The sequence below is a fragment of the Streptomyces sp. NPDC002536 genome (genome assembly GCF_053594995.1).
Genome location: NZ_JBSFWU010000018.1, coordinates 22,801 through 41,909 on the forward strand (window position 1 = coordinate 22,801; position 19,109 = coordinate 41,909).

General features: G+C 71.9%; 14 protein-coding genes. 10 read left to right on the plus strand and 4 right to left on the minus strand.

Annotated elements, in window-relative coordinates; translation table 11 throughout:
• The first annotated feature begins 145 nt into the window (after positions 1 to 145).
• The 4 genes from ACWD4B_RS09465 to ACWD4B_RS09480 all read left to right on the plus strand — a co-directional run bounded on the left by ACWD4B_RS09465 (position 146) and on the right by ACWD4B_RS09480 (position 6,486).
• Positions 146 to 1,222: a serine hydrolase domain-containing protein gene (locus ACWD4B_RS09465; protein ID WP_451420221.1), complete on the plus strand. Its 1,077-nt coding sequence runs from the start codon at positions 146 to 148 to the stop codon at positions 1,220 to 1,222.
• Between the two features lie 82 nt (positions 1,223 to 1,304).
• Entirely contained in the window at positions 1,305 to 2,891 is a 1,587-nt protein-coding gene (locus ACWD4B_RS09470) for a serine/threonine-protein kinase (protein ID WP_451420222.1), read from the plus strand.
• Positions 2,892 to 3,150: 259 nt separating this feature from the next.
• Complete coding sequence (locus tag ACWD4B_RS09475) at positions 3,151 to 4,743, plus strand: succinic semialdehyde dehydrogenase (RefSeq protein ID WP_451420223.1); 1,593 nt, start codon at positions 3,151 to 3,153, stop codon at positions 4,741 to 4,743.
• A 15-nt stretch (positions 4,744 to 4,758) separates the two neighbouring features.
• Positions 4,759 to 6,486 (plus strand): GMC oxidoreductase, encoded by a 1,728-nt coding sequence (locus ACWD4B_RS09480; RefSeq protein ID WP_451420224.1) that lies wholly within the window; start codon positions 4,759 to 4,761, stop codon positions 6,484 to 6,486.
• A 552-nt stretch (positions 6,487 to 7,038) separates the two neighbouring features.
• Here the strand turns inward: ACWD4B_RS09480 and ACWD4B_RS09485 are convergent.
• Entirely contained in the window at positions 7,039 to 7,341 is a 303-nt protein-coding gene (locus tag ACWD4B_RS09485; protein WP_451420225.1) for a chorismate mutase, read from the minus strand.
• A 332-nt stretch (positions 7,342 to 7,673) separates the two neighbouring features.
• Here ACWD4B_RS09485 and guaA point away from each other — a divergent pair, with 332 nt between their 5' ends.
• Together guaA and ACWD4B_RS09495 are read left to right on the plus strand one after the other, a co-directional pair.
• Positions 7,674 to 9,272, plus strand: coding sequence for a glutamine-hydrolyzing GMP synthase (guaA, locus tag ACWD4B_RS09490; protein ID WP_451420226.1), 1,599 nt, complete (start codon positions 7,674 to 7,676; stop codon positions 9,270 to 9,272).
• A gap of 248 nt (positions 9,273 to 9,520) precedes the next feature.
• The gene (locus tag ACWD4B_RS09495) at positions 9,521 to 10,549 is read left to right on the plus strand and encodes a L,D-transpeptidase family protein (protein WP_451420227.1); all 1,029 of its coding nucleotides are present in this window, start codon (positions 9,521 to 9,523) and stop codon (positions 10,547 to 10,549) included.
• Positions 10,550 to 10,695: 146 nt separating this feature from the next.
• Here the strand turns inward: ACWD4B_RS09495 and ltrA are convergent, their stop codons facing one another.
• Positions 10,696 to 12,162: a group II intron reverse transcriptase/maturase gene (gene ltrA, locus ACWD4B_RS09500; RefSeq protein WP_451420228.1), complete on the minus strand. Its 1,467-nt coding sequence runs from the start codon at positions 12,160 to 12,162 to the stop codon at positions 10,696 to 10,698.
• 730 nt (positions 12,163 to 12,892) lie between these two features.
• On the opposite strand from ltrA, the gene ACWD4B_RS09505 reads away from it, so the two are divergent.
• Entirely contained in the window at positions 12,893 to 13,384 is a 492-nt protein-coding gene (locus tag ACWD4B_RS09505; protein ID WP_451420229.1) for a DoxX family membrane protein, read from the plus strand.
• 19 nt (positions 13,385 to 13,403) lie between these two features.
• Here ACWD4B_RS09505 and ACWD4B_RS09510 read toward each other — a convergent pair whose 3' ends face one another.
• Both ACWD4B_RS09510 and ACWD4B_RS09515 read right to left on the minus strand, forming a co-directional pair.
• Positions 13,404 to 13,628: a hypothetical protein gene (locus ACWD4B_RS09510; RefSeq protein WP_336414764.1), complete on the minus strand. Its 225-nt coding sequence runs from the start codon at positions 13,626 to 13,628 to the stop codon at positions 13,404 to 13,406.
• Positions 13,615 to 14,967 carry a PspC domain-containing protein gene (locus ACWD4B_RS09515; protein ID WP_451420230.1) on the minus strand — a complete coding sequence of 451 codons (1,353 nt, stop codon included), beginning with the start codon at positions 14,965 to 14,967 and terminating at the stop codon, positions 13,615 to 13,617. The genes ACWD4B_RS09510 and ACWD4B_RS09515 overlap by 14 nt, the downstream gene beginning before the upstream one ends.
• Positions 14,968 to 15,215: 248 nt before the next feature.
• Between ACWD4B_RS09515 and ACWD4B_RS09520 the strand changes: the two genes are divergently transcribed.
• The 3 genes from ACWD4B_RS09520 (at position 15,216) to ACWD4B_RS09530 (ending at position 18,933) form a co-directional block, all read left to right on the plus strand.
• Positions 15,216 to 16,892 carry a protein kinase domain-containing protein gene (locus ACWD4B_RS09520; protein WP_451420265.1) on the plus strand — a complete coding sequence of 559 codons (1,677 nt, stop codon included), beginning with the start codon at positions 15,216 to 15,218 and terminating at the stop codon, positions 16,890 to 16,892.
• Between the two features lie 89 nt (positions 16,893 to 16,981).
• Positions 16,982 to 18,250, plus strand: a complete 1,269-nt coding sequence (locus ACWD4B_RS09525; protein ID WP_451420231.1) for a PspC domain-containing protein — start codon at positions 16,982 to 16,984, stop codon at positions 18,248 to 18,250.
• Positions 18,250 to 18,933 (plus strand): response regulator transcription factor, encoded by a 684-nt coding sequence (locus ACWD4B_RS09530; protein WP_336414767.1) that lies wholly within the window; start codon positions 18,250 to 18,252, stop codon positions 18,931 to 18,933. The genes ACWD4B_RS09525 and ACWD4B_RS09530 overlap by 1 nt, the downstream gene beginning before the upstream one ends.
• The last annotated feature ends 176 nt before the right edge of the window (positions 18,934 to 19,109 follow it).

A 19,109-nucleotide genomic window follows, 5' to 3' on the forward strand; every position in this document is an offset into this window, starting at 1 on the left:
GAGTAGGTCGGTTCCTGTCCTCGTTCCGGGAGGGGCGCGTCGCCGGGAGCGGTGCACCCGAACACACCCCGTAGGGGTTCGGCTGGGGGCAACGTCCGGGCTCGTCCCGGATGTTCGGAGGCCGTCCCGAGGACAGACTCGACGCATGGACACGCTGAAGCGCAACGCCTGGGGGCCGGCCGTCGCCGCCCTGCTGGCGGCGACCACCGCCGGACCGTCGCTCGACAGGGACGCCCTGCGCCGTTCCGTCGCGGGACTTCCGGACGCCGATGTCACGGGCGCCCTGGTCAGGGTCGCGGGATCCGCAGGCCACTGGTGGGGCGTGTCCGGCGTGGCCGACGCGAGCACCGGCGCCCCGGTGCGTTCCGACTCCTCCTTCCGCATCGGCGGCATCACCCGGCTCTTCACCCACGTGGTGATGCTCCAGCTGGTGGGCGAGCAGCGTGTCGGCCTTGACGCCCCGGTCGTGCGGCACCTCCCCGGCCTCCTCCCGGAGTCCCATCGGCAGGTCACCGTCGGCCAGTTGCTGGACGGCACGAGCGGCCTGCCCGCGCCGCCCTCCCTGACATATGGGGACGGCTCGAACGAATGGTTCACGGAGCACCGTTTCGATTCTTGGAGTCCGGAGCGGATCGTGCGCGAAGCGCTCAAGGAACAGCGGGAGTTCACCCCGGAGGCGGCCGAGCCGCGAAACGGTATAGAGGACCTCTTGGCCGGCCTCGTCGTCGAGGAGATCACCGGCCGCTCCTTCGCCCGCGAGGTGCGCGAGCGCATCGCGCGCCCGCTCGGCCTGCGCTGCACGCACGTGCCGGATGCGGACGACGTCACACTCCCGGAGCCGTGCTCCCACACCTACGTGGCGACCGGCGGCGGCCTCGCCGATGTGACGGCGCGCAGCCCGCATGCCTGGGCGGCCGGGGGCATGGTCTCCACGGCGGCCGATCTGGACCGCTTCCTCACCGCCCTGCTCGAAGGGCGCCTGCTCGGCCCCGCACAGCAGGAACTCCTGTCCACCCACGGCGGGTTGGAGCGCACCGTCCTGCCGGACGGCAGGGAGCTGGTGGGTGCGACGGGCTCCGGCCCCGGTTTCGTCTGCGGCGTCCTGGCCGCCCGGGACCTCTCGCGACGCGTGGCGTACTCCCTCGCCTGCATACGCGCACAGGGATCCGGCGAAATCCCTTGCGTACAGGGCATAGTCGACGCGGCGTTCCGCATCGGCTGAGGCGCACCGCAGCGCCCCGAAGCACCCCGACGCGTGCCGCACGGACGCCGTCGGCCGGGAGGCATTGCGGCAAGATGGGCACATGGGGACCTTCGCTGCCCCCGGCGGCCTGCTCGCCGGGCGCTACCGGCTCGGTCGGCGGATCGGGCGCGGCGGGATGGGCACCGTCTGGCGTGCCACGGACGAGCTGCTCGCCCGCGAGGTCGCGGTCAAGGAACTGCACGTGGGCGACGCCGACTCCGCGCGCGACAGCGAGGCCCAGCGGGAGCGCACCCTGCGCGAGGCGCGCACGGTGGCGTTGATCAAGCATCCGAACGTGATTGTGCTGCACGACATCGTCGAGCAGGACGGGCGGCCCTGGATCGTCATGGAACTGATCGAGGGGCGTTCGCTGTCCGATCTGCTGGCGGCCGACGGCCCGGTGGGCGCGGGAGAGGCGGCGCGGATCGGCATCGCGATGCTGGGGGCACTGCGTGCGGCGCACGCGCGCGGCGTGCTGCACCGGGACATCAAGCCGCCCAACGTCCTGCTGGAGGCCGGCACGGGGCGTGTCGTCCTGACGGACTTCGGCATCGCACAGGTCTCCGGGGCGACGACGATCACCGAGACCGGCGCGTTCGTCGGCTCGCCCGAATACACCGCGCCGGAGCGGATGTCGGGAGGGCGTGCCGGGCCGGAGTCCGATCTCTGGTCGCTGGGCGTGCTGTTGTGCACGGCGCTCAGCGGGTCGTCGCCGTTCCACCGGGACTCACTGGGCGGCATCCTGCACGCGGTCGTCCACGACGAGATCCGCCCGCCCGCTGCCGCGGGCCCGCTGCTGCCGGTCGTCCGGGGGCTGCTGGAGCGCGACCCGGTGCGGAGGATGAGCACCGACCGGGCCGAACAGCTGCTGCGCGCCTACCTGGAGACGGGCAACACCTCCGTGGGGGTGGCCTGTGCGCCCACGGAGCGGAGCGTCCAGCTGCCCGTGCTCCCGGCCACCGCGCTCACCCCCGGCCGCGGGCGCACCGCGCTGATGGCCGCCCTCGCCGTGGCGACCCTGGCCGGCATGGGCGCCGGGCTGGCCGCGCTGCTGACGCACCCGGGCGCGGGCCGCACGGACGGCAGGCCCCCGCACTCCGCCGTCACGGACATCACCGGCACCAGCGCCTCGGCCCCCTCCGTCCCGGAGGCGTCCGCCAGTGCCGCCGTGTCCGCCCCGGAGGGGTTCCACGCGGTGCAGGACCCGGCGGGCTTCGCCCTCGCCGTCCCCGACGGGTACATCCGCTCCTTCGAACCGCCGCGCGTCTTCTACTACTCGCCGGGCAAGGAGTTCCGCATCGGCGTCCTCATCCAGGACCCGCAGGAGGGCGGTCCCATCGGGGTGATGCGCAGTGCCGCCGCTCTCGCGCCCGACCGCTACCCCGGCTATCGCGACGGCCAGGTCGAGCGGACCACGCACAAGGGACTCAAGGCCGCCTCCTGGGAGTTCAGCTGGGACGGCTTCGCGGAGAGCGAGAGCAAGGCACCTCAGGGCGACCGTCACACGTACGACATCTCATGGGACGAGGCGGACAAGATGTACGACGTCTGGGTGTCCTCTCCGCTCGCCAAGTCGGCAGAGGGCAAGCGGTACTTCGACGTCGCGCTGGGCACCTTCGCCCGCATCAGGCCGCGGTCGGGACCGTAGGGCCTGACCTGAGCGGGCCCTAGGGCCTGTCCGGCGGATCTTCGTCGCGTGGCACCGCAGCGCCTCGTCAGGGGCGCGGGGAACTGCGCGATCAGTCACGACGCGCCCGCAGTCGAGGTTCTCGGGGCTGCGCCCCGGACCCCAGGGGTGGGCGAAGATCCGCCGGATACGCCCTAGGTCGTTGCCCGAGTGGCCCGGGTCGCGGAACGAGGCTACTGGCGGGTACCCAAAGCGTCCGAGCACGCCTACGCTCGCCCCCATGACGGAATCGCGGCACAGCAACCCCCTCGCCCCGGCCGGCGCCCGTACCGCTGCCGACGTGGTCACCCCGGCTCTGGTGGCCCGTCTCACCGCCGGCGTCACCGGCTCCGGCAGCACTGTGAGCCACGCGCCGTTCACCGGCGAGGTGCTGGCCCGGCTGCCGGAGTCCACCCCCGAGGACGTCGCCGCCGCGTTCGAGCGGGCCCGCGAGGCGCAGCGGCACTGGGCCGCCCGCTCCGTGCGCGAGCGCGCAGGCGTGCTGCTGCGGTTCCACGACCTCGTGCTGCGCCGCCAGTCCGACATCCTCGACCTGATCCAGCTGGAGACCGGCAAGGCCCGGCTGCATGCGCACGAGGAGGTGCAGGCGGTCGCCGTGGCCGCCCGCCACTACGGCCGCAGTGCCCCCGCCTACCTCCGTCCGAAGCGTCACACCGGCGTCATCCCCACACTCACCCGGGTCACCGAACTGCGCCGCCCGCGCGGTGTTGTCGGACAGATCGCGCCCTGGAACTACCCGTTCGAGCTGTCGGTCGGCGACGCGTTGCCCGCCTTCGTCGCGGGCAACGCCGTCGTGATGAAGCCCGACACACAGACCGCCCTGACCGCGCTGCTGGCGCGCGAGCTGCTGATCGAGGCGGGGCTTCCCGAGAGCGTCTGGCAGGTCGTGCTCGGCGAGGGCCCGGTCGTCGGCCCGGAGGTGACGGACCGGGCGGACTACGTCTCCTTCACCGGCTCCACCCGGACCGGCCGCGAGGTCGCCCGCAGCGCGGCCGCCCGGCTGGTCGGCTGCTCCCTCGAACTCGGCGGCAAGAACGCCATGCTGGTGCTGCGCGACGCCGACATCGAGAAGGCGGCGGCCGGTGCCGTCCGGGGCTGCTTCTCCTCCGCCGGACAGCTGTGCATCTCCATCGAGCGCCTCTACGTGCACGCCTCGGTCGCCGACGAGTTCCTGGTCCGCTTCGCCGCCCGGACCCGGGCGATGCGGCTGGGGACGGCGCTCGCCTACGGCGCCGACATGGGCTCGCTGGTCTCGCAGAAGCAGCTGGAGAACGTCACCCGGCACGTGGACGAGGCCGTGGCCAAGGGCGCCACGCTCGTCGCGGGCGGCCGCCACCGGCCGGACGCCGGGCCGCTGTTCTACGAGCCGACCATCCTCGACGGCGTCGAGCCGCCCATGGCGGTGTGCACGGAGGAGACGTTCGGCCCGGTGGTGTCCGTCTACCGCTTCACCGACGAGGACGAGGCGGTCCGGCTGGCCAACTCCACGCCGTTCGGCCTCAATGCGAGCGTCTGGACGGCCGACGGGCGGCGCGGCCGGGAGATCGCGGCACGGCTGAAGGCCGGCACCGTCAACGTCAACGAGGCGTACGCGGCCGCCTACGGCAGCGCACAGGCGCCCATGGGCGGCATGGGCGACTCGGGGCTGGGCCGCCGCCACGGCTCGGAGGGCATCCTCAAGTACACCGAGGCCCAGACCGTCGCGCAGCAGCGGGTGATGCCGCTCGGCCCAGCGTTCGGCATGGACGACGAGAAGTACGCACGGCTGATGACGGGTGGACTGCGCGCGCTGAAGGCGCTGCGCCTGCGCTGAGGAGGACGCGTCGCAATGACCGAGCTCGACAACTTTGACTACGACGTCATCGTCGTGGGCTCCGGCTTCGGCGGCTCTGTCTCCGCGCTGCGGCTGACGGAGAAGGGCTACCGCGTCGGCGTCCTGGAGGCGGGCCGCCGCTTCACGCCCGAGACCCTCCCCAAGAACTCCTGGGACCTGCGCAATTACCTGTGGGCGCCCGCGCTCGGCCTCTACGGTATCCAGCGCATCCACCTGCTGGGCAAGGTGATGGTGCTCGCGGGCGCCGGCGTCGGCGGCGGCTCGCTCAACTACGCCAACACCCTCTACGTCCCGCCGAAGGCGTTCTTCGACGACCCGCAGTGGGCCGGCATCACCGACTGGCATCAGGAGCTGGAGCCCCACTACGCACAGGCGCGCCGCATGCTGGGCGTCCGGCTCAACCCGACCGTCACACCCTCGGACGTCCATCTCCGGGCCGCTGCCGAGCAGATGGGCGTCGGCGACACCTTCCACATGGCGCCCGTCGGCGTGTTCTTCGGCGACGGCAAGGACGCCGACGGCACTGCCCGGACACTGCCCGGACAGGAGGTGCCGGACCCCTACTTCGGTGGCGCGGGCCCGTCCCGCCGGGCCTGCCTGGAGTGCGGCGCCTGCATGACCGGCTGCCGGTACGGCGCGAAGAACACCCTCACCGAGAACTACCTGTACCTCGCCGAGCGCGCCGGGGCCGTCGTCCACCCGATGACCACGGTCGTCGCCGTCACCGAGCACCGCGACGGCGGCCACCGCGTCGTCACCGTCCCCACGGACCGGCGGCGGGCCCGGCCGAAGGTGCTGCGCGCCCGCCACGTGGTGATCGCCGCGGGCACCTACGGCACCCAGACGCTGCTGCACACCATGCGGGACAAGGGACTGCTGCCCCGCATCTCCGACCGCCTGGGCGCGCTGACCCGCACCAACTCCGAGGCCCTGGTGGGCGCCCAGACCGACACCCGTCGCTACGGTGAGCGGCCGGACTTCACGCGGGGCGTGGCGATCACGTCCTCGGTGCATCCGAACGCCAACACCCATATCGAACTGGTCCGTTACGGCAAGGGCTCGAACGCGATGGGCTTCCTGTCCATCCTGCAGGTGCCCGTGGGCACCCGGGCGCCGCGGGTGCTGGCCTTCGCGGGCCGCTGCGTGCGCCACCCGGTGCAGCTGGCGCGGTCGTTGTCGAACCACCGCTGGTCGGAGCGCACGATCATCGGCCTGGTCATGCAGTGCCTGGACAACTCCCTGACGACATACCGCCGGACGCGCGGTCCGGGCAAGGGCCTGCTCACGGCCCGCCAGGGTCACGGCGCGCCCAACCCCCAGCAGATCCCGGAGGCCACGGCGGCGGCGACCCTGCTCGCCCAGGAGATCAACGGCTTCCCCGGCAGCAACGTCGGTGAGCTGATGGGCACTCCGCTCACCGCCCACTTCCTGGGCGGCTGCCCGATCGGGCCCGACCCGGCACACGGTGTCGTCGACCCCTACCACCGCCTGTACGGCCACCCGGGCATCTCGGTGGTCGACGGCGCGGCCGTCTCCGCGAACCTGGGCGTGAACCCGTCCCTGACGATCACCGCCCAGGCGGAGCGCGCCATGTCCTTCTGGCCGAACAAGGGCGACAAGGACCCCCGCCCGCACCAGGGTTCGGAGTACGAGCGGGTGGCCGCGGTGTCCCCGCGCAACCCGGCTGTCCCGAAAGGGGCGTTCGGTGCCCTGCGCACCTGAGGCCGTCCGGCGACCCCCGCATGGCGAAGGGCCCCGGGCCGCTCCGCGGGGGCGTGCGGGCGGCCACGGGGCCCTTGACTGCCGGCACCGAGGTCAGGGCAGGTCGGTGCCGCAGGAGCGGCGCCGGGGGGAGCGCCGCAGGCCGAGGTCGGTGGTCGGACCAATGGCGGTACGCCGGAAGGGATTTGGTCTTCCCTTTGCATCGTGGGGGATGAGCCAGGCAGTGCGCAACCGTTTCGACCGGATACGGTCGGTTCCAGGCGTCCCCGGAACCGACCGCCCCTTGGATGGCGGCCGGGCTGCTGTCCCCTGCTGACCGGTCGCCGCGCCACCGGAGTGAGGTCCCACGACATGCGTGCTCGCACGTCACACACTCCAGTGGATCCGCCCTGTCGTTGTCGGGCGCCCGGATGAACAGGGGCGGAAGCCACGCGTGGATTTCGGTGGGCCGCTCCTGGCTGGCGCGGACGACCGGTCCAACGAAGGCGGCGGCAGGCCGGTCACGCTCCGTACGGGTGACGGTCGGGTGACGGTCCGACGCTGCCCCAGCGGTCAGATGCGTCCGCGGCACAGCTCCAGCAGCGTCATGGCGAGCGCCGTCCCCGGCTTGCCGAGCTGACCGCTGTAGTGGTTGAGGATCTCCAGCTCCCGGGCGAGGTTCACGCGGCCCCCGCCGGAGGCGATGCGCTCCTTCTGGATCACGGCCGAGACGGCCATCCGTTCCTGGACGAGCCCGATGATCCGGCCGTCGAGATCGTCGATCTTCTCCCGGGCTCCGGTGATCACCGAGGCCGCGGCCTCGGTGCGGGCGCCGGTGTCCTTCGTGGCGGTGACGGTGGTGGTGCTGGTGCTCATGTCGGTGGTCGTTCCTCTCCGGGGGCTGTCGGCGGCCCGTGGCCGGTCGGCCGGCCCGGTGCGGAGGGAAACGACAGGCGCCCCGGGCCTTGACCGGCCCGGGGCGCCTGGGAAGTGCTTGTCAGTGGTTCAAGCAGCACGACCATGGCAGCCGGACGGGCCGGTGCCATAGGTAAAGACGAAGGTCGTGTGCTTGCGCATGGCCGACAGTATGGCCCGGGGACGGCCCCGGGGCCAATGCGGATTCGGATGGTGAGACAAAAGCACCTACCCGTTCCCCGGTAGAATCGACAAATACAGACCCCCTCCACCGACCGCCGGAAGGCCGCCCCGTGTCAGCAGCACCTCCCGCCGCCGCCCACGACAACACCGCGGAACCGGTGCTCGTTGTCGACTTCGGCGCGCAGTACGCCCAGCTCATCGCCCGCCGCGTCCGCGAGGCCCGGGTCTACAGCGAGATCGTTCCGTCCACCATGCCGGTGGCCGAGATGCTCGCCAAGAACCCGAAGGCGATCATCCTGTCCGGTGGCCCCTCCTCGGTCTACGAGGAAGGCGCCCCCACCGTCGACCGTGCCCTCTTCGAGGCCGGCGTCCCCGTCTTCGGCATGTGCTACGGCTTCCAGCTGATGGCCACCACCCTGGGCGGCACCGTCGACAACACCGGTGCGCGCGAGTACGGCCGTACGCCGCTGCACGTGAGCAAGCCCGGCTCCACGCTCTTCGAGGGCACCCCGGAGGAGCAGTCGGTCTGGATGTCGCACGGCGACGCCTGCTCGGCCGCCCCCGAGGGCTTCACCGTGAGCGCGTCCACGGACGTCGTCCCGGTCGCCGCCTTCGAGAACGACGAGAAGAAGCTGTACGGCGTGCAGTACCACCCCGAGGTGATGCACTCCACGCACGGCCAGCTGGTCCTGGAGCACTTCCTCTACCGCGGTGCCGGCATCGAGCCGACCTGGACCACGGGCAGCGTGATCGAGGAGCAGGTCGAGGCCATCCGTGAGCAGGTCGGCACCAAGCGTGCGATCTGCGGCCTGTCCGGCGGCGTGGACTCCGCCGTGGCCGCCGCGCTGGTGCAGAAGGCCATCGGCTCGCAGCTGACCTGCGTCTACGTCGACCACGGCCTGATGCGCAAGGGCGAGACCGAGCAGGTCGAGAAGGACTTCGTCGCCGCGACCGGCGTGCAGCTGAAGGTCGTCGACGCGAAGAAGCGCTTCCTGGACGCGCTCGCCGGGGTCTCCGACCCCGAGGAGAAGCGGAAGATCATCGGCCGGGAGTTCATCCGGGTCTTCGAGCAGGCCGAGGCCGAGATCGTCGCCGAGGGCTCCGCGAGCGGCGAGCCGGTCGAGTTCCTGGTGCAGGGCACCCTCTACCCGGACATCGTCGAGTCGGGCGGCGGCACCGGCACCGCCAACATCAAGTCCCACCACAACGTGGGCGGCCTCCCCGAGGACCTGGAGTTCAAGCTCATCGAGCCGCTGCGCCAGCTGTTCAAGGACGAGGTCCGCATGGTCGGCGCCGAGCTGGGCCTGCCCGACGAGATCGTCCAGCGCCAGCCCTTCCCGGGCCCGGGCCTGGGCATCCGGATCGTCGGCGAGGTCACCCAGGAGCGCCTGGACCTGCTGCGCGACGCCGACGCCATCGCCCGCGAGGAGCTCACCGCCGCCGGTCTGGACCGCGAGATCTGGCAGTGCCCGGTGGTCCTGCTCGCGGACGTCCGCTCCGTCGGCGTCCAGGGCGACGGCCGCACCTACGGCCACCCGATCGTGCTGCGCCCGGTCTCGTCCGAGGACGCCATGACCGCGGACTGGACGCGCATGCCGTACGAGGTGCTGGCGCGCATCTCGACGCGCATCACCAACGAGGTCCGGGACGTCAACCGCGTCGTGCTCGACGTGACGAGCAAGCCGCCGGGGACCATCGAGTGGGAGTGACCGCTCCCCGCTGACCGCCGCCGCGCCGCCCTCCGCACCTCCGGAGGGCGGCGCGGCTGTTTCTGTGTCCTTGTCGCGCGATTTCTGCGAGCCCTCACCCCCGCCCGTCGGCGGGGGTGAGGGCTCGTCCTTCAGGTGCCTTTGGGGGGTATTTGCGCTGCTTAGGATGGTTGCGAGCCGGGGCGTAGCCGCCTCGGCTCCGTCGTGCCATCGGTGGTGCAAACACCGGAACACCGGATAGGAGAACCATGCGCCTCTCCCGTTGCATAGGGCTGTCCGCCGCCCTCGCCCTCACCGGCCTGGCCGTCACCGCCTGCGGTGGCGGGGCCGAGGCGGAGGAGCGGCCGGCGAAGTCCGGGAAGGCGTCCTCCTCGCCGTCGGCCTCCGCCTCGCCCTCGCCGACCGCGGTCACCGAGAAGCCCGCGCCGCCCGCCGAGCTGCTGACGAACGCCGCCCGGGTCGTCCGGCCCGAGATCGCCCCCGAGAACGGCGAGAAGGTCGGCGTCGGACAGCCCGTCGCCCTCGTCTTCAAGAAGCAGAAGATCGCCCAGGAGCTGCGCGCCGGGATCGAGGGCCGGCTGAAGATCTCGAACAGCGCGAAGGTGCCCGGCGCCTGGCACTGGAACGAGACCAAGGGCGACACCTACCTGCACTTCCGCCCCGAGAAGTTCTGGCCCGCCGGCACCGAGGTCACGCTCGACGCGAAGCTCGCGGGCGTGAAGCTCGCCCCCGGCGCGGCCGCCGACCGCGACCGCTCGCTCTCCTTCACCGTCGGCGACTCGATGGTCAACACCGTGGACCTCAAGGCCCGCACGTTGACGGTCGTCCGCAACGGGAAGACGCTGCGCACCATTCCGATCAGCGGCGGCGACGAGTCGAAGGGCTTCCAGACCCGTCAGGGCATCAAGACGATCATGGCCAAGGAGGGCCGGGTCGTCATGGACTCGCTCTCCATCGGCATCCCCCGCAACCACCCCGACGGCTTCTACGGCTCGTACGACTTCAGCATGCGCGAGACGGTCAGCGGCGAGTACGTGCACGCGGCCCCCGACAACGCCGAGTCCTTCGGCAAGGAGAACGTCAGCCACGGCTGCATCGGCATGTCCACGGAGAATGCCAAGTGGCTGTACGGGATGAGTCTCAAGGGCGACGTCGTACAGGTGAACGGCAGCTCCAAGCCCAAGCCGATGGACCACTTCGGCAACGGCTACGGCGACTGGAACCTCGGCTGGGAGGAGTGGCTCGCGGGCAGCGCCCTGGGCGTCCGGGCCGGCTGAGTCCGGAGGGGGTGGGCGGGGGCCTGTGGGTGGTTGAGTCGGCACGGAGCGCGGTGCCGGTGTTGCCACCGGTCCGTTTCTCCGTGCCGCTCTCCGAACCCGGCGTGCGCCTCTCGGCGCACCGGGCTCTCCACGGACTCTGCCGTTCAGGCGTGGTTGTAGCGGGTCCAGGGGTTGGGGATCGTGTTGCCTCGGTAGCGGTAACGGGTGATCGTCACCGTTTGGAGGTCGAACAACTCGATCCCGTCCGCCGACGGTCTGTGCCACCGGCCATTGCGGTCGGTGAGGCGTCGGCGGACGTCCTTCCACCTCCAGCGGTAGAGCCGGAGCCACCAGTTGATCACCCGGTGCCAGACAAATCGCTGGAGGGTTCTCAAGGTGACCTTCGCGACCGCGTGCTTGAAGTAGTTGGCCCAGCCGCGCATGATCTGGTTGAGCCTTCTCAGCACGTCCCTGGGGTCCTGCTGCGACGTTCTGTTCGTCAGGGCACGGATCTTGTCCTTCAGCTGCCGGATGGGCCGGTCAGCGATGAAGGTGTAGACGTACCACTTGTCCGATCCTCGCTTGCGGCGCCACTGGATGCGGAACCCAAGGAAGTCGAACCCTTCCGACATGTGCACCATCTGGGTCTTGGCCTCCGCGAGGCGGAGGCCGATCGGTTGCAGCGCGTCGGTGATGTCCTCGCGCAGCGCTGTGGCGTCGTCGCGCTCTCCGTCCACCAAGACGACGAAGTCGTCCGCATAGCGGACGACGCGCCAGTTCGGCAGACCCTTGAGCCGTCGTCGCTTGCGCCGGCTGCTGGTGGACATCGTCCCACCTGGTTCCCATGGCGCCGTGAGGTGCTCGTCGAGCGCCGTCAGGGCGATGTTCGCCAGCAGCGGGGAGAGGATGCCGCCCTGCGGGGTGCCCGTGTAGGAGCTCTCGCGGACGGCGGACTCGGTGAGCACACCAGCCTTGAGAAACGCCTTCACCAGCCGCAACACGCGCTTGTCCTTCACTCGTTGCCGCACCTGGTCCATCAGGGCCGTGTGGTCGATCGAGTCGAAGCACGCCTCGATGTCCGCGTCCAGGACCCAGCGGTAGCCGTGGGTGCCGTAGAAGTGGATCTCGGCGATCGCGTCGTGTGCCCGCCGCAGTGGTCTAAAGCCGTAGGAGACCGGCTTGAAGTCGGCCTCGAAGATCGGCTCCAGCACCAGCTTGAGGGCCGCCTGGACCACTCGGTCGGTCACGGTCGGGATGCCGAGCTTGCGCACCTTTCCGCTCCCGCCGGGCTTGGGGATCTTGCGTTCACGCACCGGCAGCGGGCGGAATTCACCCGTCCGGAGTATGCGGCGCAGGTCCTCCAGGAACCCCCAAGTGCCGCTTTCCCGCTCGATGTTGACGACCGTCTGGCCGTCCACTCCGGGTGTTTCGGCACCTTTGTTGCCTGCGACCCGTTCGAACGCCACGAGCAGCGTCGCCGGGTCGTGCACGAGGTTGAACAGGTCGTCGAACCTGCGGCCGGGATCGGCCGCCGCCCAACGGTGAAGCTTGGCCTGCATCTCCGATACCCGCTGGTGAGGCCCCTTCGGGGCCTGCGGAGCACTGCTGTTCAGCAGTGCGTCTTTCGGCATTGCAGCCTCCTTCCCTTCTCGGATCCGCTGCCGCCCTTCCCCATGTGCCGGGCTCTCCCCGGCTCGGAGTACTACGGCGGCTCCGCCCCGCCCCGGCCCGATCGGCCGACGGTGGACCCAGCCCACGACGGCACCGGCTGTGTCGTTGCAGGTCAGGACCGGGACGGTTCCCGTGTTCACTCACTGTCGATCGACGGAGGAGGAGCCCGGCTATACCCCCGCGACATCGCCACGGCTACCCCGCAGCACTTCACCGTGGCCTCCCCGAGCGCCAATCCGATGACCCTCGGGAAGTTCCCTGCCTCCCACTCTGAGCAGGGACGCGCCGCTTCCAGCCCGTATCCGCCAGGTTGGAGCTGGTGTGGAATCAGGGGGCGTGCACGCCGGTTCCTCGCGTACTCCTTTCCGTCTCGCTTGCCGGACCCGCGCCATCTGGCAGTTCTGACACGTCCCGGCTTTGTCAGGGCCGCTTGCCACCCACCCCGGCACCTCCCGGGGCGAGCTGCCCTCAGCTTCAGCCGCCCTGCTGCGACAGGGCGGACGGTGGTGGTCTTTCACCTCCACTCGAACAGTGAGCGCCTCACGGCGCACAGCGGGTTGTCCACATGCGGGCCGCTGTCCACAAGGGCGAGCGCGGAACGTCTTCCGTACGTATGGTCGGTTGCAGGCCCGGTCTTTCGAGGGCCTGGTCGTTCGAGGACCACGACGGGACGGAAGGCGGGCGGCGCGCATGGCACTCAGGGGTGTGCTCGGGAAGAGCGATGAGCTGACCCGGTATGCGCTGCTGCCGCTGCGCGTCTTTCTCGGCGTCACCTTCGTCTACGCGGGCCTGGACAAGCTCACCGACTCCGTCTTCCTGGCCGCCACCGGGCAGGGGTCCCTCGGGGCCCTGATGCACTCGGCGCGCGACACCGCCGCGATCCCGGCCCTGGTGGACCTGGGCCTGAAGAGCCCGGTCGGCTTCGGCTACGGCCTCGCCCTCGGCGAGCTGGCGGTCGGGCTGGGGACGCTGCTGGGCCTCTTCGCCCGCCTCGCCGCAGCCGGCGGTGCACTGATCTCGTTCACCCTGTGGATGACGGTCAGCTGGCCGGCCACGCCCTACTACTACGGCAACGACCTGGCCTATCTGATGGCCTGGCTGCCGCTGATAGTCGCGGGTGCGCCCCTGCTGTCGGTGGACGCGATGCGGCCCCGCCGTCGCCGGGGGCGCGCCCGGCGCTGAGCCCGGCCCCCGGCCCGGGTCACAGCAGCTCGCGCTGTTCCGTGCCCCGGGCGCGGTGGCGGCGTACCGCGAAGGCGAGGGAGGAGACCAGGCCCGCCACGCAGAAGCCCCCGACGAGCACCGGCAGCAGGAAGTAGAAGGGGAGGTGCACCCAGCCGCGCACGGACGCGAGATGCGCCAGACAGCCGCCGATCAGCACCAGGCCGACGACCAGCTTCCCCGGTTCGAACTCATGGCGTCCCACGGGTCACCTCCACCTGTCCGATACCGGCCTTGAGCCGGAGCTCCAGCGTGCCGCGCGAGGGGTGCCCGGCGACGGGGGCCAGGGTCACCTTCCGGTGCTGCCCGGGCCGGATCCCGATGTCGTCGCGCCCTTCACCGGGCAGCTGGATGTCGCCGACGCCGACCTCGATGGTCAGCTGCGCCGTCATGTCGTCGGGCAGCACGGCCTTGAGCCGACCCGCGCCCACCTCGGCACTGGCGCTGACGGGCGGTCCGCCCTGCCCGTCCGGCGGGTGCAGGCCGCTCAGGTCGAGCACGCCGACGCCGCTGCCCACCGCGTAACGGCTCTGCACGTCGGCCGCGCTCGCCGGATGCCACGTCATGTGCGTCCAGTCCGGGGTGACCGACTTCGGCAGGGCGGTCGCGCCCGTCAGCAGGACGGCGGTGAGCACCCCGAGAAAGACCGTGCCGCCGCCTGTGCGCCCGTAGAACGAGCTGAGCACGATGCCCAGGCCGAAGACGCCGAGCGCACAGGCCAGGCCCGTCTCCAGGGAGGTGCCCAGCGGCTGCTGGTGCCAGTGCACGGCGGTGCCCGCCCAGCCGGCGGCCAGGGCCAGCAGGAACGTCCAGCCGCCGAGCCGGGGGGCGCGGCGGACCGGGCGGGCGTGCTCCACGGCGGCGCCCCACGCGTTCTCCACGGCGGTCCGGACGGTCCCTGCCACCCCGGCGGGTGCGGCCCCGGCCGCCCCTGTGCCGTCGTCGGGTCCCCACAGATAGCCCGTGCTGATGCGGGTCGCCGCCATGACGTCCCGCGCCAGCGGGTCGCGCCACCAGGAAGGGGTGCCCGCCATCGGCGGGGCCTGCGTCTCCGGGGGTGCCTCCACCGTCTTCGGGGCCTTGAAAGGCTTCTGGGCACCGGCCGCATCGGGCACGGCCTCCTCCGCCTCGGCCAGCCGGCGGCGCTGCGACCAGTACGCCGCGCCGCTGAGGGCTATCAGCAGCATCAGCCCGAAGGCCAGCACCCCGCCGTTGTTGAGCATGGACAGGAACAGCCCGCAGCCCACCAGCGCGCACAGCACCGCCGTCAGCGCGGGGCCCTCGACGCGGCCCGACAGCATCCGGCGGGCCTCGTTCTCCTCCTCGCCCTCCAGGGGGATCAGCAGCCAGGCGAAGCCGTAGAGGATCAGGCCGAGGCCGCCGGTGACCGCGAGCACGCCCAGCACCACCCGGAACACGACCGGGTCCAGGTCGAAGTACCGGGCGAGCCCTCCGCACACGCCGGAGATCAGCTTGGGCTCGCGGCTGCGCCGCAGCGGCGGTCTGCCGTCGTGGCGGTCGGCGGGAGGTGCTTCGTCGGTCATGTGCACATGGTGTCAACCGGAACGCACGTACGGCATCCGTGACGACCCTGGCCGTTCCCTGAGATCGTCCCTGAGACCGATCCGGTTAGGGTGGCGCTGCTCGAACACACATGGGGAACCGGAGGGGGCGCGCGGTGACGGAGTCATGGCCCGGGGCGTGGCCCGAGGACGTATCCGGCCCCGGACCGGACGCCGGACGCCTGATCGCCGGGCGGTACCGGCTCCTGGAGCGGATCGGCCGCGGCGGCATGGGCACCGTCTGGCGCGCCGAGGACGAGCTGCTGGCACGCCAGGTCGCGGTGAAGCGGCTGCACGTCTCGCCGGGCCTGGACGACGAGGACCTCGCCACCCTCTACGAGCGCACCCGCCGCGAGGCCCGCAGCGCGGCCCGGATCAACCACCCCAACGTGGTCGTCGTCCACGATGTGGTCGACGACGGCGGCCTGCCGTGCATCGTGATGGAGTACGTGCCGTCGACGACGCTCGGCGACGTGCTCAAGCGCGGCACGATCGGCCCCGAGGAGGCCGCCCGGATCGGCCGCGGCATGATCGCGGCGCTGCGTGCGGCCCACGCGGCCGGTGTGCTGCACCGCGACGTCAAGCCGGGCAACGTGCTGCTCAGCCACGACGGGCGGGTCGTGCTGACTGACTTCGGCATCGCCCAGTCCACCGGCACCTCGACCCTGACCAAGACCGGCGAGATGGTCGGCTCGATCGACTACATCGCACCCGAGCGGGTCAAGGGCGCCAAGCCCGGTCCCGCCGCCGACCTGTGGGCGCTGGGCGCCACGCTCTACCAGGCGCTGGAGGGCCGTCCCCCGTTCCGCCGGGACACGGGCGTCGAGACGGCCTACGCCATCGCCATGGACCCGTTGCCGCCGCCGCGCCACGCGGGGCCGCTGGCGCGGCTGATCGAGACGCTCCTGGCCAAGGACCCGTCCCTGCGGCCCCCGGCGGACCTGGCCGAACAGATACTGACCGAACCTGGCGCCCTCCCGGTCGGGATCCCGGACGAGACCGTCGTGGCACCAGCGGGCACGAGCGTCGTGTGGCCGGAGGCCGGAACGGCAGTCGCAGCCGCCGCGGCGGCCCCGGCACCGCCCGCCGTCCCGCAGGAATCCCCCCTCCCGCAGCCGGAGACCGGGACGCACCCACGCCTGCCCGGCTCCGGGCAACTCCCCGGCGCCCTGCAGCAGTCCGCGCCCACGGCGGACACGCCGGTCACCGCCGCTGTGACCGTTCCCTCCCCCCGCCCCGAGCCGCCCGCACGGGCGAAGGGGCGGCCGCGCGGCGTGCTGTGGGGTGCCGCGGCCGCGGTCGCGGCGGCCGGGCTGGCCGCCGGGGCGTACATGTTCCTGCAGCAGGACGACGGCGGGGAGGACACCACGGCCGAGCCTGCCGCGTCACCGAGTCCGCAGCCGAGCCGTTCCGCCTCGCCCAGCGCTTCGCCCGCCTGGACGCCCCCGCCCGTGCCGGAGGGCTACCACCTCGTCAAGGAGGACAAGCTCGGCGTCTCCTTCCCCGTCCCGGACGGCTGGCACCGCGACGCGGCGACCTCGTCCTCGACCGAGGTGAACTACCTGGACGTCACCGGCCGCGTCGGTATCAAGATCAACGTCCTGGAGTTCGCGAGCTCCGACCCCGTTCAGCACTTCAAGGACGTCGAGGAGCAGACGAAGAAGAAGGTCGACGAATACACCCTCGGTCGGCTCCAGGCGACCACCTTCCGCGGAGAGCCCGCCGCGGTCTGGGAGTTCAGGTTCAAGGGCCGCGCCCGTTCCTACCGCGCGATCGACCTCGGGTTCGGGCGCGAGGGCGGCAACGAGTACGCGATCTACCTCTCCGCGCCGGACGCGGAATGGGACCGCCACCGTCCGGTCTTCGACGCCGTCCGCGACGGCTTCCGCCCGGCGAAGGGCCGCTGAGGCCGGACCGGGCCCGCAGGCCCGGGATGGGGGTCCGCTCAGGGACGACCCTGATGCCGTGCCCCCTCCCGACGTGTGACGATCAAGGTATGACCACAGTCACGCCCCCGGACGCCCCACCCCTGCGCAAGCTCTACCGCAGCGCGGAGGGTCGCATGCTCGGCGGCGTCGCGCGCGGGCTCGCCGGGCACCTCGGGGTGCCGGTGTCCTGGGTGCGGCTGGTGTTCGTGGCCCTGTTCCTGGCGCAGGGCATGGGGGCCCTGCTCTACGCGGTGTTCTGGTTCGTCGTGCCGCTGGGCGTCGGCGGGGTCGAGGTGCCGCGGCCCGCGGTCGCCGAGGTCTCGGCGGACGGGCGCAGACGGATCTTCGCCCGCAAGCCCGACCGCGGGCAGGTCTTCGCGCTCGTCGCCCTCGTCGTCGGCGCCGCCATATTCCTCGACCGGCTGCACCTCGGCCGGGCCAACGCCTACGTCTGGCCGCTGGTCCTCATGGGCGCCGGCGTCGCCCTCGTCTGGCGCCAGGCCGACAACGCCCGCCGCTCCCACTGGGTGGAGGTCGGCCGCAGCAAGCGCGTCCTGCCGCTCGCGCGCGGCGCGGCCGGCGTCCTCCTGGTCGGAGCCGGCGCGACGGGCATCGTCGTGCTGCAGAGCTCCGCGGAGCACCTGGGCACCGTGCTCCAGGCCTCGCTGGCCGTCCTGGTCGGCATCGCCCTGCTCGCCGGTCCCTCCGTGGTGCGGATGACGCAGGACCTCTCCGCCGAGCGCACGATGCGCATCCGCGCCCAGGAGCGTGCCGAGGTCGCCGCCCACGTCCACGACTCCGTCCTGCACACCCTCACCCTCATCCAGCGCAACGCCGAGGACGCGCGCGAGGTCGCCCGCCTCGCCCGGGCCCAGGAGCGCGAGCTGCGCGCCTGGCTCTACAACCCCGAGGGCCGTGGCAAGGACGAGGCCGAGGAGCCCCGGACCCTGGCCGACGCGGTCCGGGCCGCCGCGGCCGGGGTGGAGGATCATCACGGGGTGCCGATCGAGGTCGTCGTCGTCGGCGACTGCCCGCTGGACGAGCGGCTGGACGCACAGCTGCAGGCCGCCCGTGAAGCCATGGTCAACGCGGCCAAGTACGGTGGCGAGGGCGGCGCCGTCCAGGTGTATGCCGAGGTCGAGGGGCGTACGGTCTTCATCTCCGTACGGGACCGGGGCCCCGGCTTCGATCCGGACGCGGTGCCGGAGGACCGGATGGGCGTCCGCGAGTCGATCATCGGCCGGATGCAGCGCAACGGCGGTACGGCGCGGCTGCGTTCCGTGCCCGGCGGGGGGACAGAAGTGGAGCTGGAGATGGAGAGGGCGGAGAAGGCGTGATGACGACCGAACAGATGCCGGAGCGGCACGTCAGGGTGGTGCTGGTGGACGACCACCGGATGTTCCGCACGGGCGTGCAGGCCGAGATCGGCGCCACCGAGCGCACGGGCGTCGAGGTCGTCGGCGAGGCCGCCGACGTCGACCAGGCCGTCACGGTCATCACCGCCACCCGTCCCGAGGTCGTCCTGCTGGACGTCCACCTCCCGGGCGGTGGCGGTGTGGAGGTGCTGCGTCGCAGCGCGGCCATGATGGCCGATCAGGAGAATCCGGTCCGCTTCCTCGCCCTGTCCGTCTCGGACGCCGCCGAGGACGTCATCGGTGTCATCCGCGGCGGCGCCCGCGGCTACGTCACCAAGACCATCACCGGCACGGACCTGGTCGACGCGGTCTTCCGGGTCAAGGAGGGCGACGCGGTCTTCTCGCCGCGGCTGGCCGGCTTCGTCCTCGACGCCTTCGCGTCCACGGACGCCCCACCGGTCGACGAGGACCTGGACCGGCTGACGCAGCGCGAGAGGGAGGTCCTCCGGCTGATCGCGCGCGGGTACGCGTACAAGGAGATCGCCAAGCAGCTGTTCATCTCCGTGAAGACCGTCGAGTCGCACGTCTCGGCGGTGCTGCGCAAGCTGCAGCTGTCCAACCGGCACGAGCTGACGCGCTGGGCGACGGCACGCCGGCTCGTCTGAGGCAGGCACGGCGGGCGCGGCGGGCCCGGCTGGGGGCACCTCCTGGGGGTACCCCCAGCGGTAGCTGGGGGAGGCGGCTGGGGGAAGGCCCGCTGTGCCGTGGCTCACCCCGGCGGAACCTCCGGGCCCCGCCGGGCATCTACCACGGGCGAGACCACCTCCGCCGAACGAGAGCC

Excerpts from the sequence above, each read along its gene's own strand:
- ACWD4B_RS09485 (WP_451420225.1), bottom strand. The coding sequence starts at position 7,341 with ATGAGCACCAGCACCACCACCGTCACCGCCACGAAGGACACCGGCGCC.
- ACWD4B_RS09495 (WP_451420227.1), top strand. The coding sequence starts at position 9,521 with ATGCGCCTCTCCCGTTGCATAGGGCTGTCCGCCGCCCTCGCCCTCACC.
- ACWD4B_RS09525 (WP_451420231.1), top strand. The coding sequence starts at position 16,982 with ATGACCACAGTCACGCCCCCGGACGCCCCACCCCTGCGCAAGCTCTAC.
- ACWD4B_RS09520 (WP_451420265.1), top strand. The coding sequence starts at position 15,216 with ATGGGCACCGTCTGGCGCGCCGAGGACGAGCTGCTGGCACGCCAGGTC.
- ACWD4B_RS09475 (WP_451420223.1), top strand. The coding sequence starts at position 3,151 with ATGACGGAATCGCGGCACAGCAACCCCCTCGCCCCGGCCGGCGCCCGT.
- ACWD4B_RS09465 (WP_451420221.1), top strand. The coding sequence starts at position 146 with ATGGACACGCTGAAGCGCAACGCCTGGGGGCCGGCCGTCGCCGCCCTG.
- ACWD4B_RS09515 (WP_451420230.1), bottom strand. The coding sequence starts at position 14,967 with ATGACCGACGAAGCACCTCCCGCCGACCGCCACGACGGCAGACCGCCG.
- ltrA (WP_451420228.1), bottom strand. The coding sequence starts at position 12,162 with ATGCCGAAAGACGCACTGCTGAACAGCAGTGCTCCGCAGGCCCCGAAG.
- ACWD4B_RS09530 (WP_336414767.1), top strand. The coding sequence starts at position 18,250 with ATGACGACCGAACAGATGCCGGAGCGGCACGTCAGGGTGGTGCTGGTG.
- ACWD4B_RS09470 (WP_451420222.1), top strand. The coding sequence starts at position 1,305 with ATGGGGACCTTCGCTGCCCCCGGCGGCCTGCTCGCCGGGCGCTACCGG.
- ACWD4B_RS09480 (WP_451420224.1), top strand. The coding sequence starts at position 4,759 with ATGACCGAGCTCGACAACTTTGACTACGACGTCATCGTCGTGGGCTCC.
- ACWD4B_RS09505 (WP_451420229.1), top strand. The coding sequence starts at position 12,893 with ATGGCACTCAGGGGTGTGCTCGGGAAGAGCGATGAGCTGACCCGGTAT.